Annotated in this window: 13 protein-coding genes; 5 read left to right on the forward strand and 8 right to left on the reverse strand. The window is 59.3% G+C overall.

Annotated features, from left to right (window positions below; translation table 11 throughout):
- Window positions 1–113: 113 nt before the first annotated feature.
- The 3 genes from prpC to OYW20_RS15315 form a co-directional block, all read right to left on the reverse strand.
- On the reverse strand, window positions 114–1,241 hold the full coding sequence (gene prpC / locus OYW20_RS15305) for a bifunctional 2-methylcitrate synthase/citrate synthase (RefSeq protein WP_268796802.1): 1,128 nt from the start codon (window positions 1,239–1,241) through the stop codon (window positions 114–116).
- 102 nt (window positions 1,242–1,343) lie between these two features.
- On the reverse strand, window positions 1,344–2,237 hold the full coding sequence (prpB, locus tag OYW20_RS15310) for a methylisocitrate lyase (RefSeq protein WP_268796803.1): 894 nt from the start codon (window positions 2,235–2,237) through the stop codon (window positions 1,344–1,346).
- Window positions 2,238–2,239: 2 nt separating this feature from the next.
- Complete coding sequence (locus OYW20_RS15315) at window positions 2,240–2,947, reverse strand: GntR family transcriptional regulator (RefSeq protein ID WP_268796804.1); 708 nt, start codon at window positions 2,945–2,947, stop codon at window positions 2,240–2,242.
- A gap of 304 nt (window positions 2,948–3,251) precedes the next feature.
- On the opposite strand from OYW20_RS15315, the gene rloA reads away from it, so the two are divergent.
- From rloA to pabB, 4 genes are read left to right on the forward strand one after another with little or no spacing between them, the layout of a single operon-like run.
- On the forward strand, window positions 3,252–3,785 hold the full coding sequence (rloA, locus tag OYW20_RS15320; RefSeq protein ID WP_268796805.1) for a retropepsin-like aspartic peptidase RloA: 534 nt from the start codon (window positions 3,252–3,254) through the stop codon (window positions 3,783–3,785).
- A gap of 4 nt (window positions 3,786–3,789) precedes the next feature.
- Entirely contained in the window at window positions 3,790–5,340 is a 1,551-nt protein-coding gene (gene rloB / locus OYW20_RS15325; RefSeq protein WP_268796806.1) for an osmotic stress tolerance membrane protein RloB, read from the forward strand.
- On the forward strand, window positions 5,340–6,308 hold the full coding sequence (locus OYW20_RS15330; RefSeq protein ID WP_268801149.1) for an alpha-L-glutamate ligase-like protein: 969 nt from the start codon (window positions 5,340–5,342) through the stop codon (window positions 6,306–6,308). Before rloB ends, OYW20_RS15330 begins: the two co-directional genes overlap by 1 nt.
- Window positions 6,309–6,367: 59 nt before the next feature.
- On the forward strand, window positions 6,368–7,720 hold the full coding sequence (gene pabB, locus OYW20_RS15335; protein ID WP_268796807.1) for an aminodeoxychorismate synthase component I: 1,353 nt from the start codon (window positions 6,368–6,370) through the stop codon (window positions 7,718–7,720).
- Between the two features lie 150 nt (window positions 7,721–7,870).
- Here the strand turns inward: pabB and thrH are convergent, their stop codons facing one another.
- Entirely contained in the window at window positions 7,871–8,488 is a 618-nt protein-coding gene (thrH, locus tag OYW20_RS15340) for a bifunctional phosphoserine phosphatase/homoserine phosphotransferase ThrH (RefSeq protein ID WP_268796808.1), read from the reverse strand.
- A 152-nt stretch (window positions 8,489–8,640) separates the two neighbouring features.
- Here thrH and OYW20_RS15345 point away from each other — a divergent pair, with 152 nt between their 5' ends.
- A complete protein-coding gene (locus tag OYW20_RS15345; RefSeq protein ID WP_268796809.1) occupies window positions 8,641–9,375 on the forward strand; it encodes a phosphoadenylyl-sulfate reductase in 735 nt (244 codons plus the stop codon).
- A gap of 109 nt (window positions 9,376–9,484) precedes the next feature.
- Here the strand turns inward: OYW20_RS15345 and cysB are convergent, their stop codons facing one another.
- From cysB to OYW20_RS15365, 4 genes are all read right to left on the reverse strand, one after another.
- A complete protein-coding gene (cysB, locus tag OYW20_RS15350; RefSeq protein ID WP_268796810.1) occupies window positions 9,485–10,459 on the reverse strand; it encodes an HTH-type transcriptional regulator CysB in 975 nt (324 codons plus the stop codon).
- A gap of 135 nt (window positions 10,460–10,594) precedes the next feature.
- Entirely contained in the window at window positions 10,595–11,089 is a 495-nt protein-coding gene (locus OYW20_RS15355; RefSeq protein WP_268796811.1) for a universal stress protein, read from the reverse strand.
- A gap of 138 nt (window positions 11,090–11,227) precedes the next feature.
- Complete coding sequence (locus OYW20_RS15360; protein ID WP_408005412.1) at window positions 11,228–12,148, reverse strand: 5'-nucleotidase; 921 nt, start codon at window positions 12,146–12,148, stop codon at window positions 11,228–11,230.
- Between the two features lie 51 nt (window positions 12,149–12,199).
- Complete coding sequence (locus tag OYW20_RS15365) at window positions 12,200–13,174, reverse strand: putative 2-dehydropantoate 2-reductase (protein WP_268796812.1); 975 nt, start codon at window positions 13,172–13,174, stop codon at window positions 12,200–12,202.
- Window positions 13,175–13,183: the final 9 nt, after the last annotated feature.

A 13,183-nucleotide genomic window follows, 5' to 3' on the forward strand; every position in this document is an offset into this window, starting at 1 on the left:
CGTGTTCGCGAGGGCGTCAGGCCTGACAAACCGCGGGAAGCCTTCTCGCCAACAAGTTGGCTCCTACAGCGCATAGGGTTTCATTCAGATCCCGGTGCAGCCTCCCCACCCTGTCAGCGTTGTTCGATTGGCACGAACTTGCGCTGTTCGACGCCGATGTACTCGGCGCTTGGACGGATGATGCGGTTATTGGCACGCTGCTCGAACACATGCGCTGCCCAGCCGGTCAGGCGCGAGCAGACGAAGATTGGCGTGAACAGCTTGGTCGGGATGCCCATGAAGTGGTAGGCCGAGGCGTGATAGAAATCGGCGTTGGGGAACAGCTTCTTTTGCTCCCACATGGTGTTGTCGATGGCTTCGGACACCGGGAACAGCACGGTATCGCCCACCTCTTCCGCCAATTGCCTGGCCCAGCCTTTGATCACTTCGTTACGCGGGTCGCAGTCTTTATAGATGGCGTGACCGAAACCCATGATCTTGTCTTTGCGCTCCAGCATTCCAAGGGTGCCTTTGACGGCCTCTTCGGCCGACGAAAACTTCTCGATCATGGCCATCGCCGCTTCGTTGGCCCCGCCATGCAGCGGGCCGCGCAACGTACCGATGGCAGCGGTAACGCAGGAATACAGGTCCGACAGCGTGGAGGCACACACACGCGCAGTGAACGTAGAGGCGTTGAATTCGTGTTCGGCGTACAAAATCAGCGACACGCTCATGACCTTGCGGTGCAGCTCGCTGGGGGTTTCGTCCAGCAGCAGCTTGAGGAAATGGCCGCCGATGGTGGGTTCGTCAGTTACGCAATCAATGCGCTTGCCGTCGTGGCTGAAGCGATACCAGTAGCACATGATCGCCGGGAACGCCGCCAGGAGACGGTCGGTGGCATCGTGCTGCTGGTCGAAGTTTTCTTCAGGCTCCAGATTGCCCAGCATCGAGGCGCCGGTGCGCATCACGTCCATCGGGTGGGTGCAGGCGGGAATGCGCTCAAGCACTTCCTTGAGCGCTTGCGGCAAATCTCGCAGGCCCTGGAGTTTCTTCTGGTAGGCGTCGAGCTCGGTTTGCGTCGGCAGATCGCCGTACAGCAACAGGTAAGCGACTTCTTCAAACTGTGCGTCTGCCGCCAGTTCGCGTACGTCATAACCGCGATAGGTCAGACCGGCACCGGCCTGTCCAACCGTCGACAATGCGGTTTGCCCGGCGACCTGGCCCCGTAGGCCCGCGCCGCTCAATACTTTTGCTTGTGCCATTGCTGTCTCCAATCTTGAATTTGTTAGGGATTTGGCAATTCGGTGTCAATAAGCCCCGCCCAGGGCGGAAACGCAGCTCCCTCCTACGTCAATCAAGCCTGATCAGTTCTTCTTCTGTGCAAACAAGGCGTCGAGCTTTTGCTCGAATGCGTGGTAATCGATGCGCTCATACAGCTCCATGCGGGTTTGCATGGTGTCGATCACGTTCTGTTGCGTACCGTCGCGGCGGATCGCGTTATAGACGTTTTCCGCCGCTTTGTTCATCGCCCGGAAAGCCGAGAGCGGGTAAAGCACCAGCGCCACTTCGGCCGCTTTCAACTCGTCGGTGGTAAACAGCGGCGTCGAACCAAACTCGGTGATGTTCGCCAGAATCGGCGCTTTCACGCGGCTGGCGAACAGCTTGTACATCTCCAGTTCGGTGATGGCCTCGGGGAATACCATGTCGGCCCCCGCCTCGATGCAGGCAGCTGCGCGGTCGAGTGCCGACTCCAGACCTTCGACCGCCAGCGCATCGGTGCGCGCCATGATCACAAAGCTGTCGTCCGTGCGCGCATCCACCGCCGCCTTGATGCGGTCAACCATTTCCTGCTGCGAGACGATTTCCTTGCCGGGACGATGACCGCAACGCTTGGCGCCCACCTGATCCTCGATGTGCATCGCGGCGGCGCCGAACTTGATCATCGACCTGACCGTGCGCGCGACGTTGAACGCCGATGCACCGAAACCAGTGTCGACATCCACCAGCAATGGCAAGTCGCAGACGTCAGTGATCCGGCGCACATCGGTCAGCACATCGTCCAGGCCGGTGATGCCCAGGTCCGGCACGCCAAGAGAGCCCGCCGCCACGCCTCCGCCCGACAGGTAAATAGCCTTGAAGCCTGCGCGCTGGGCCAGCAGCGCGTGGTTGGCGTTGATGGTGCCGACCACTTGCAGCGGATGTTCACTGGCGACGGCATCGCGGAAACGTTGGCCGGGAGTGCTTTTGTTCTGATTCATTTTTATATTTCACCTCGGGCGGGCGCAGCCTTGAAATGCTGCTCAATGTTGCGTTTTGACGCGCCGATATGGCGACGCATCAACAGCTCGGCCAGTTCGCCGTCACGGTCGGCAATGGCGTCGAGAATGCGGTGGTGTTCGGCAAACGCCTGACGCGGCCGGTTGGGCGTGGTGGAAAACTGGATCCGGTACATGCGCACCAGTTGATACAGCTCGCCGCAGAGCATCTGGGTCAGCGTGCTGTTGCCGGCGCCCTGAATGATGCGGTAGTGGAAGTCGAAATCGCCTTCCTGCTGGTAATAACCAACACCTGCCTGGAAGGCTGTGTCGCGTTCATGGGTCTGGAGGACGAGGCGCAGCTCATCGATCTCCGCCAGCGTCATGCGCTCGGCGGCCAGTCGGCACGCCATGCCTTCCAGGGATTCACGGATCTCGTACAGCTCGATCAACTCAGCCTGACTGAGCGAAACCACCCGCGCGCCGACATGGGGGATGCGCACCAGCAACCGCTGGCCTTCAAGACGGTGAATCGCTTCGCGCAACGGGCCACGGCTGATGCCGTAGGTGCGCGCCAGCTCCGGCTCGGAAATCTTGCTGCCAGGCTTGATCTCGCCCTTGACGATGGCGGCCTGAATACGCCGAAAAACGTGTTCGGACAACGTTTCCGACTCGTCGTGCACGGCGGGTAATGTTTCGATGGCATCCAACATTGTTGACACCTTTATAATTTATAGCGCTAAAGCTAGACAATTCGATCCAATTAGTCAAAGCCCACCCAGTAATTGTCGACAGTATGCGCCCCCGTGTAGGAGCTCGCTTGCCCGCGAAAGCTCCTTGAATCAATACGGGTGTGTCGTGAGATAAACCCTTTGCGGGCAAGCGCGCTCCTAAAGTGCCGTCCAGCTTCGCGGGGGATTTTCCGGAGCGTCAAAACCTTCATGCTAGAATGCGCCGCGCCGCTGCCCCGACTCCATGACGGCTGCTAGACCCCTCTTTGTGACCTTGCCAGGACTTATGAGCCTCACACACCTCCTGATCTTTCTGTGCCTACTGTTACCCGGCATCAGCCTCGCTGCCGAGAAAACCGTGTACGGCCTCAACGAATACGCAGAGCTTGCGGACATCGACCTGCAGGTGGCGGCAAAACTGGACACGGGCGCAAAAACCGCTTCCCTCAGCGCACGCGACATCAAACGCTTCAAGCGCAATGGCGAATCCTGGGTACGTTTCTATCTCGCCATAGACGACGCACACGAGCACCCCATTGAGCGTCCGCTGGCACGCGTCAGCAAAATCAAGCGACGCTCGGGTGACATCGACCCCGACGACGAGAAAAAATACACTGCACGCCCGGTGATCAGCCTCAACGTGTGCATGGGTAAATCTTTAAGAACGGTGGAAGTGAACTTGACCGACCGAAGTGCATTCCAATACCCGCTTTTGATTGGCTCTGAAGCACTGAAACACTTCGACGCGCTGGTCGATCCCAGCCTTAAATACGCAGCGGGCAAACCAGCCTGCGCGACTGATGCTTTAACCGCAGAGTAACCACATGCGCGCGCTTACCCTCCACCTGAAAATCCTGATCACGATCCTGGTCGGGCTAGGGATTGCGATCACGGCGTATCAGATATTGGTGCTCGGCATTCCGGTAACTGAAGACGAAACGGACGACTTGTGGAACATCGACGCCAAAGTCGAGTTCGTCGCCAGCCCCAAAGACCCGGTCAAAATCCAGATGTTCGTGCCACCACTGGCTCGTGACTACGTCAGCCTCAACGAGAGCTTCATCTCCAACAATTACGGCGTGAGCGTCAACCGGGCCGACGGCAACCGCAAAGTCACCTGGTCTGCACGCCGCGCCAACGGTAAGCAGACGCTCTACTACAGACTGGTCCTGACCAAACGCTACAGCGGCGAAAAAGCCAAGGTCAAAGGCCCGATCTTCCGTGACAGCATTGCCGTGGAAGGCCCGGAGAAAATCGCCGCCGATGCGCTGCTCGCGCCGATTCGCCAACACTCGGCGGATGTCGAGACCTTCGTCACCGAAGCCATCAAGCGCGTCAATAACCTGAGCGATGACAACGTCAAACTGCTGCTGGCGGGCGATCCGTCAGTGGCCAACAAGGCACGCATCACCGAGATACTGCTGTCCATCGCCCATGTCCCGGTCGAGAAAGTCCACACCATCCGCCTTGTCGCTGACCAGCCACAAACTCCCGAGCTGTGGTTGCGCAGCTTCAACGGCAAAGACTGGCTCTACTTCAACCCGGACAGCGGAGAAGCTGGCCTGCCGAAGGACCGCTTGCTGTGGTGGATCGGTGATGAAAACCTGATCACCGTCGAAGGCGGCAAGAAGGCCACGGTCAATTTCAGCCTCAACAACAGCGAAATGAACGCCATTCGCCTGGCCAAGCTCACCGACGAGAACACCGACGCGGACTTCCTCGAATACTCGCTGTACGGCCTGCCGCTGCAAACCCAGCAAACCTTCATGATCATGGTGATGATCCCGATTGGCGTGCTGGTCATCCTGATCCTGCGCAACCTGATCGGCCTGCAAACCCTGGGGACATTCACACCGGTGCTGATTGCACTGGCGTTCCGAGAGACGCAGCTGGGCTTCGGCATCGTGCTGTTTACCATCATCACGGCATTGGGGCTGTCGCTGCGTTCGTACCTCGAACACCTCAAGCTGCAAATGCTGCCGCGGCTGTCCGTGGTGCTGACGTTTGTGGTGGTGCTGATCGCGGCCATCAGCCTGTTCAGCCACAAGCTGGGGCTGGAGCGCGGGTTATCGGTGGCATTGTTCCCGATGGTGATCCTGACCATGACCATCGAACGCCTGTCGATCACCTGGGAAGAACGCGGCGGCGGCCACGCCATGAAAGTCGCCATCGGCACGCTGTTCGCGGCCTCGCTGGCGCATATCATCATGAGCGTGCCGGAACTGATCTACTTCGTGTTCACCTTCCCGGCCGTGCTGCTGATTCTGGTTGGATTCATGCTGGCGATGGGTCGCTACCGGGGCTATCGCCTCACCGAACTCATCCGCTTCAAGGCCTTCATCAAAGAGGATGAAGCGCGGGAAGACGCCAAATGATCGGCTGGTGGAAAACCTGGAAGGCGCTGGAAGCCAAGGGGATCATGGGCATCAATCGGCGTAACGCCGATTACGTGCTCAAGTACAACAAGCGCAGCCTGTACCCCATTGTCGATGACAAGATCATCACCAAGCAGCGAGCCATTGCAGCGGGCATTCACGTGCCGGAGATGTACGGCGTCATTTCCACCGAAAAAGAAATCAGCAAACTCGACGACATCATCGGCGGGCGCGATGACTTCGTGGTCAAGCCGGCCCAAGGCGCGGGCGGCGATGGCATTCTGGTGATTGCCGACCGTTTCGAGGAGCGCTTCAGGACCATTTCGGGACGCATCATCAGCCGCGATGAAATCGAGCATCAGATCTCCAGCATCCTTACCGGCCTGTATTCCCTTGGCGGGCACCGCGACCGGGCGCTGATCGAATACCGCGTCACCCCTGACCCGATATTCAAGAGCATCAGTTATGAAGGCGTGCCGGACATCCGGGTGATCGTGCTGATGGGCTACCCGGTGATGGCCATGTTGCGCTTGCCGACGCGTCAGTCCGGCGGCAAGGCCAACCTGCACCAAGGCGCTATCGGCGTGGGCGTGGACCTGGCCACCGGCATGACGCTGCGCGGCACCTGGCTCAACAGCATCATCAGCAAACATCCTGACACCACCAATCCCGTGGATGGCGTGCAGTTGCCGAACTGGGACGGTTTCATGAAGCTGTCGGCCGAGTGCTACGAGTTGTGCGGGCTGGGGTACATTGGCGTCGACATGGTGCTGGACCAGGACCGCGGCCCGCTGATCCTCGAACTCAACGCGCGTCCTGGCCTGAACATTCAGATCGCCAATGATTGTGGCCTGACTCACCGCACCCGCGCAGTCGAAGATCGACTGGAACAGCTGGCTGCCGAGGGCCGCGTGGAAAGCCCGGCCGAACGGGTAGCATTCGCACAGGCGCTGTTCGGGCACGTGTAGCCTGCGCAAACCCATACGACTACAATCGCCCTTCCGCGCTCCATGACTGATTCCTTCGAATGCCAACCTGTTCTGTATATCCCCTCGCCTACAGCCCGAACCCTTCCGGGTTTTTTTCGGTCATGCGTCATGCACCGGGCGCGGTGTTACTCGACAGCGGCCGCCCTGAAGCAGATCGCGGGCGGTTCGACATCCTCAGTGCGTGGCCGCTCGAACAGTTTTTGCCTCAGGCTGGGGAATCGGGTCTCACGTTCATTGAGCGCCTGCGCGACAGCCTCACGCATCTGGGCAGCAGCCAGTTGCCCGAGCATTGCCCGCTGCCGTTTGCGGGCGGCCTGATCGGTTACTTGGCCTATGATTTTGGACGCTTGCTCGAACCCCTGTCGCAACAGTCGCTGGACGACCTGCATCTGCCGTCCGCGCGCCTGGGCCTTTATGACTGGGCGTTGATCAGCGACCACCACGAACAGACCAGCCAACTGGTGTTTCACCGCGCGTGTGCGCCTGAACAGCGGCAGCGACTGATCGCTCTGTTCAGCGAGCCGACACCGGTGCGCGCGGGTGATTTCGCCCTCACCGGGCCTTTCAAAGCCGACACCAGCGCAGCGCAATACCAACAGTCATTCCAGCGGATTCAGGACTACATCCACGCCGGCGACTGTTATCAGGTCAACCTCACACAACGCTTTCGCGCAGGCTATACCGGCGACCCATGGGCGGCGTACTGCGCGCTGCGAGGCGCCTGCCCGACACCCTTCGCTGGCTACATCGCCCTGCCCCAAGGCGACGCCGTGTTGAGCCTGTCGCCCGAACGCTTTGTGAAAATCAGTCAACGCCAGGTCGAAACCCGACCGATCAAAGGCACCCGCCCTCGCGGCAAGGACGCGGCCGAAGACGCGGCCTACGCCGCCGAACTGTTGAGCAGTGAAAAGGACCGCGCCGAGAACCTGATGATCGTCGACTTGTTGCGTAACGATCTGGGACGGGCCTGTCGCACCGGATCGGTCACGGTGCCGGAATTGTTCAGCCTGGAAACCTACCCCAACGTGCACCACCTGGTCAGCAGCGTGACCGGCGAGCTGGCAACTGGCAAAGATGCGCTGGACCTGCTGAGCGGCGGTTTTCCCGGAGGCTCCATCACCGGCGCACCAAAGATCCGCGCCATGCAGATCATTGACGAACTGGAGCCAACGCAACGGGCGTTGTATTGCGGTTCGCTGCTGTACGTCGACGTGCGCGGAGAAATGGACAGCTCGATCACCATTCGCACCCTGCTGGCCAAAGACGGACAACTGTCGTGCTGGGGCGGTGGCGGCATCGTTGCCGACTCGGAGGGCGAAGCCGAGTATCAGGAGACGTTCACTAAAGTGCGGGTGTTGCTGCAGACGCTGGAGAACCTTAAAACTCTGTAGAAGGCAATTTGTTGGCGAGGCGTCTTGCGAGTTGACCCAGACCCCCGCCACGCGAATGAATTCGCGCCTACAGGTCGTGCACCGCTGACACGGCGCATCAATCACTTCGGCTCGGGACCAAGTTCGCTCCTGGAGAGCGAACAGCGCCAGCTACACACTCAGCACCCGATTCGACGCCTTGATGAATTCCTGCTTCAGCGCCTCGAACGTCTGCACCGCCGGAAACTGCGGGAACTCGCGAATCACTTTGTCGGGCGCGTGAAACAGAATGCCCGCGTCCGCCTCACCCAGCATGGTGGTGTCGTTGTAGGAGTCGCCTGCGGCGATCACCCGGTAATACAGGCTTTTGAAAGCCAGCACTGACTGACGTTTAGGGTCTTTCTGACGCAGCTGATAGCTGACAACGCGATCGGATTCATCGGTGATCAGGCGATGGCAGAGCAGCGTCGGAAAACCCAGCTGACGCATCAGTGGCTGAGAGAACTCGTAGAAGGTGTCCGACAGGATCACCACCTGAAACCGCTCGCGTAACCAGTCGACGAACTCGACCGCGCCGTCCAGCGGTTTGAGCGTGCCAATTACTTTCTGGATGTCTGACAGCTTCAAGCCGTGTTCATCGAGAATCCGCAGGCGCTGGGTCATCAGCACGTCGTAATCGGGGATGTCACGCGTGGTCGCTCGAAGCGACTCGATACCGGTTTTTTCCGCAAATGCGATCCAGATTTCCGGGACCAGCACACCTTCCAGATCGAGACAGGCAATTTCCACGGGACACTCCTCGCTGACGTTAAAGTAGCCGCACTCTAACCAGTGGGTCATGCCTGCGCAAACACAGCGAGTGGGCAAACACGCGAAGGATTTTGTTACCATCGTTGCCATTACGAGCGCCTAAGCGCCATCCAATTGTAGGAAGCCTCCTGATGAGCCACCCTTTCGACGTCGCTGACATCGCTGCGACTTACGCGGGCAAGTCCGCCCAAGACATTCTCAAGTTTGCGTTTCAGCACTTCGGCGACGAGCTGTGGATTTCCTTCAGCGGCGCGGAAGACGTGGTGCTGGTGGACATGGCATGGAAGATCAACAAAAACGTCAAAGTGTTCAGCCTGGACACTGGCCGGCTCCACCCCGAGACCTACCGTTTCATTGAACAGGTGCGCGAGCAGTACAAGATCGAGATCGAGATCGTGTCGCCCGATCAGCGCGCACTCGAGCCCTTCGTCAAGGAAAAGGGCTTGTTCAGTTTCTACCGGGACGGCCATGGAGAGTGCTGCGGCATACGCAAGATCGAGCCCTTGCGGCGCAAGCTCAGTGCCGTGACGGCCTGGGCAACGGGTCAGCGTCGGGATCAGAGCCCGAGCACCCGAAACAGTGTGGCGGTGGTGGAGATTGATGGTGCGTTCTCGACGCCGGAGCGCCCGCTGTACAAATTCAACCCGCTGGCACAGATGACCAGCGCTGATGTGTGGAACTACATCCGCATGCTGGAATTGCCGTTCAATCCACTGCACGAGCGCGGATTTATCAGCATCGGCTGCGAACCCTGCACACGCCCCGTGCTGCCCAACCAGCACGAGCGCGAAGGCCGTTGGTGGTGGGAAGAAGCCACGCAAAAAGAATGCGGGCTGCATGCAGGGAATTTGATCGGGAAAGCATAGGGGCAGTTGCAAGCTTTAATCTGCAAGCTGCAAGCTGCAAGCTGCAAGCTGCAAGCTGCAAGAAGAAGCAGCCCGTTTCAGAGCCGCTTGCAGCTTGTTGCTTCTTCCATCAATGCTCCGGCAGTTCAACCCCGGCAAACAGCTCTTCGAGTTCTTGCTTGTTGTGGCAGGCGATGGCTTTGGCCATCACATCACGGGTCAGGTGCGGGGCGAATTTCTCGATGAAATCGCACATGAACCCGCGCAAGAAGGTGCCGCGACGGAAGCCGATCTTGGTCACGCTGGCTTCGAACAACTCGCTGGCATCCAGCACCACCAGGTCGCTGTCCAGTTTCGGGTCAACAGCCATCTTGGCGACGATGCCAACGCCCAGGCCCAGACGCACGTAGGTTTTGATGACGTCGGCGTCGGCAGCGGTGAACACCACTTTAGGGGTCAGGCCTCTGTGGCTGAAGGCTTCGTCGAGCTTGGAGCGGCCGGTAAAACCAAAGACGTAGGTCACGATCGGGTATTCGGCGAGGATTTCCAGGGTCAGCTTCGACACTTTGGTGAGCGGATGGCCCTGTGGCACCACCACGCAGCGGTTCCAGGTGTAGCACGGCATCATCACCAGATCACCGAACAGCTCCAGCGCCTCGGTGGCAATCGCGAAATCCACCGTGCCATCGGCCGCCATTTCGGCGATTTGCATCGGCGAACCCTGATGCATGTGCAGCGCAACGTCCGGGTACTGCTTGATGAAGCTGCTGATCACCGGCGGCAGTGCATAACGCGCCTGGGTGTGGGTGGTGGCGATGGACAGCGTGCCCTTTTTCTCGTTGGAAAATTCCTGGGCGATTTGCTTGATGCTTTCAACCTTGCGCAGGATTTCCCCTGCCGTAGTGATGATCCGCTCCCCCGCTGGCGTTACCCGTGTCAGGTGCTTGCCGCTGCGCGCAAAAACCTCGACCCCAAGCTCATCCTCCAAAAGACGGATCTGCTTGCTGATACCTGGCTGAGAGGTATAAAGGCTCTGGGCCGTGGCCGAAACGTTGAGATCGTGGTGCGCCACTTCCCAGATGTAGCGCAATTGTTGAAGCTTCATATGTATCCCTCAAAGCCGGAAGACCCCACGGGCATCACGACGGTATATAACTGGATTAATGGTCAGGAGAGAAAATCTAGAACTTTTTATCACTTTTGAACGGCGATGACACGCTCGATATTTCTTTGCCTGCTTTTAATCGACAGCCCGGTTATGAAGCATCGGCACCATGTAAACCGGCACCTCGCTCAACTGCAATACACGCGCAGCCGTACGGCCAATAGGCGTCTCGCCCCGTGCGCCGTGACTGTGGCTACCGACCACCACCAGATCAACTGCCAGCTTCTGGGCCTGATCGAGTATCACATTGGATGGGTCGCCCTGAACCACCCGAACGGTGCGGATCAACGCCAGGTCTTTATGGCCTTCTCCCAGCTCCTCGCGAAACCCGTCGAGCACCCGCTGCTCAATGCCATCAATGACATTGCTGATGCCCTCGCTGTGCAGCGATTTGAGCGCGTCCTCTCCCAGATAACTCTGCAACACCGACTCGGCAAACGGCCCCATGGGCTCCACCACGTGAATCACGTATAGCTCGGCCTCAAACGTGCGAGCCAGAGCCAATGCGTGCTGCAACACATAAGGCGAATAAAGACCGAGGTCCGTCGCGTAAAGCATCGAACGAATCATGGGACCTCCCGAAAGCCCGTTACGGCAAGGCGCACGCCGGGCAACTTCGGCCACGCAGGTCGTTTGCCCGGATCTGTTTTCAGCTTAGCAGCGCCGGGAGAAACCAACGGGTGCGATAAATCATTAGGGTCTAAAGGTTCAGGGTTTTAGTTCGTTGCTGATGCCATGGGGCACGTGACCGGTGGCGACAACGTCCCTGGCCTTCTCACAATGGCCTGGCTGATCATCGAAAAAAACGTCCGCTGCAAACGCTTCCAGAAATGCCGATTTTTCCAGCCCGCCCAGAAACAGCGACTCATCCAGGCGGATGTCCCAGTCGCGTAGCGTGCGAATCACCCGCTCGTGAGCGGGTGCCGAACGCGCCGTCACCAGGGCCGTGCGGATCGGGCAGGTTTCTTCAGGAAATTCACGCTGCAACAGGTTGAGTGCTTCCAGAAATGGCTTGAAAGGACCGCCACTGAGGGGCCGACGTGCGGCCTCACGTTCGCTGGCCTGAAACGCTTCCAGACCACCGGATTGATAGACGCGCTCGGATTCATCAGAAAACAGCACCGCGTCGCCATCGAAGGCTATACGCAATTCGGCGCTTGCAGCGCGTCGGGCGCCTCCGGACAGAATCGTCGCGGCCGCAAAACCGGCATCCAGTGCGCTGCGCACATCTTCTGCGTGAGTGGAGAGGAACAGATGGCTGCCAAATGCTGCCAGGTAAGGGAACGGACTGCGCCCGCCGACGAATGCGGCGCGAGAAATGTCCAGCCCGTAGTGCTGAATGGAGTTGAACACACGCAAGCCGGTGTCCGCGCTGTTGCGAGAAACCAGCACCACTTCGACCCGCGCCTTGCTCAGACTGGCATTGAGGCTCAGTAGCTTTTGCACGAGTTGAAACGCGTCGCCCTGTTCAAGTACTTCGTCTTCGTGATCGATCTGGTACTGACGGTAGGCCGCCACGCCCTGCGCCATGTAGATCTGATGGCTCTCACGCAGGTCGAACAGCGCCCGCGAGGAAATCGCCAGCACCAGCTTGTTGGCCGGTACTTTTGTCACTAATCCGCTGGTCATGCGTTCCCATCCCTCAGTAAACAGTTCGAGGCCTCGCGAATGAATTCGCGCCTACAGAGGCGTTGGCGCCTGCCGGTTGCGCCGGTCCATGAATGACAACGCGTGATGCAGTGCGCGGATTTTGGGCATGTCATAACCACCGGCCAGCGCCGCGGCCAATGGCTTGGCGTATATCGCTTCAAGCTCCAGCGGGCGCTTTTCACGCAAGTCATGGAACATGCTTGGCTGATAATCGGGCATTTGCCGGGTGACATTGAACAGGCGCTCTGCGTACCCCGCAGGCAAGTCGTAGCCGCATGCCGCAGCGCCTTCGACCACCTCATTCATGACTTCGTGGATCAACTCGGCGCTGTCAGCATCGGCCATGAGCGCCGTGGTGCCCTCGCCCAGCAACACGGACAGGCCGTTGTAGGGAATATTCCAGACCAGTTTCTGCCAGCGCGCCTGCTCCAGGTTTTCCATCACCGACGTTTCGATGCCTGCCGCGCGGAACAAAGTGGCACCGTGCTCGAGGATCGACTGGCGCAGGTTATTCCCGTAGCCCGGACCGCTGTGATAGCCCAGATTCACCGCGCCAAACGCCTCGTGCGCAATCTGTCCCGGCCCTGTGCGATGCACGCAGATGAAACACAGGCCGCCCAGCAGGTGCAGGGAGTCGGGCAATAAAGGACGCAACGCTTCTTCGACGTCCAGGCCGTTTTGCAGCAACAAGACTTTGGCGTTAGGCGCCGCCGCTGCTGTAATCGCCGGAGCCAGTTCAGCGTTGCTGGTAGTTTTGGCGCCGACCAGCAACCACTCGCAGGGCGGCATGTCGTCGGCCGAGGCATACGCCTGCACGTTTTCAAGCGTTAACGGGCCGTGGACCTTGCTCTCCAGGCGCAAGCCGTTTTGCGACACTGCGTCGAATTCGCTGCGAAGCAAGAAATGCACGTCGTAGCCCGCACGCGCCAGCATCAGGCCGTAAAAGCCGCCGATGGCACCTGTGCCGATAATGCCGATGCGTGGTTTGGTAGAGTCTTTGGTCATGAGGGTCCC

Source organism: Pseudomonas sp. BSw22131 (genome assembly GCF_026810445.1).
Lineage (GTDB): Bacteria > Pseudomonadota > Gammaproteobacteria > Pseudomonadales > Pseudomonadaceae > Aquipseudomonas > Aquipseudomonas huanghezhanensis.

What these genes read in the sequence shown, in the direction of transcription:
- prpC (WP_268796802.1), bottom strand. Translation starts at nt 1,241, where the DNA reads ATGGCACAAGCAAAAGTATTGAGCGGCGCGGGCCTACGGGGCCAGGTC.
- prpB (WP_268796803.1), bottom strand. Translation starts at nt 2,237, where the DNA reads ATGAATCAGAACAAAAGCACTCCCGGCCAACGTTTCCGCGATGCCGTC.
- OYW20_RS15315 (WP_268796804.1), bottom strand. Translation starts at nt 2,947, where the DNA reads ATGTTGGATGCCATCGAAACATTACCCGCCGTGCACGACGAGTCGGAA.
- rloA (WP_268796805.1), top strand. Translation starts at nt 3,252, where the DNA reads ATGAGCCTCACACACCTCCTGATCTTTCTGTGCCTACTGTTACCCGGC.
- rloB (WP_268796806.1), top strand. Translation starts at nt 3,790, where the DNA reads ATGCGCGCGCTTACCCTCCACCTGAAAATCCTGATCACGATCCTGGTC.
- pabB (WP_268796807.1), top strand. Translation starts at nt 6,368, where the DNA reads ATGCCAACCTGTTCTGTATATCCCCTCGCCTACAGCCCGAACCCTTCC.
- OYW20_RS15345 (WP_268796809.1), top strand. Translation starts at nt 8,641, where the DNA reads ATGAGCCACCCTTTCGACGTCGCTGACATCGCTGCGACTTACGCGGGC.
- cysB (WP_268796810.1), bottom strand. Translation starts at nt 10,459, where the DNA reads ATGAAGCTTCAACAATTGCGCTACATCTGGGAAGTGGCGCACCACGAT.
- OYW20_RS15355 (WP_268796811.1), bottom strand. Translation starts at nt 11,089, where the DNA reads ATGATTCGTTCGATGCTTTACGCGACGGACCTCGGTCTTTATTCGCCT.
- OYW20_RS15360 (WP_408005412.1), bottom strand. Translation starts at nt 12,148, where the DNA reads ATGACCAGCGGATTAGTGACAAAAGTACCGGCCAACAAGCTGGTGCTG.
- OYW20_RS15365 (WP_268796812.1), bottom strand. Translation starts at nt 13,174, where the DNA reads ATGACCAAAGACTCTACCAAACCACGCATCGGCATTATCGGCACAGGT.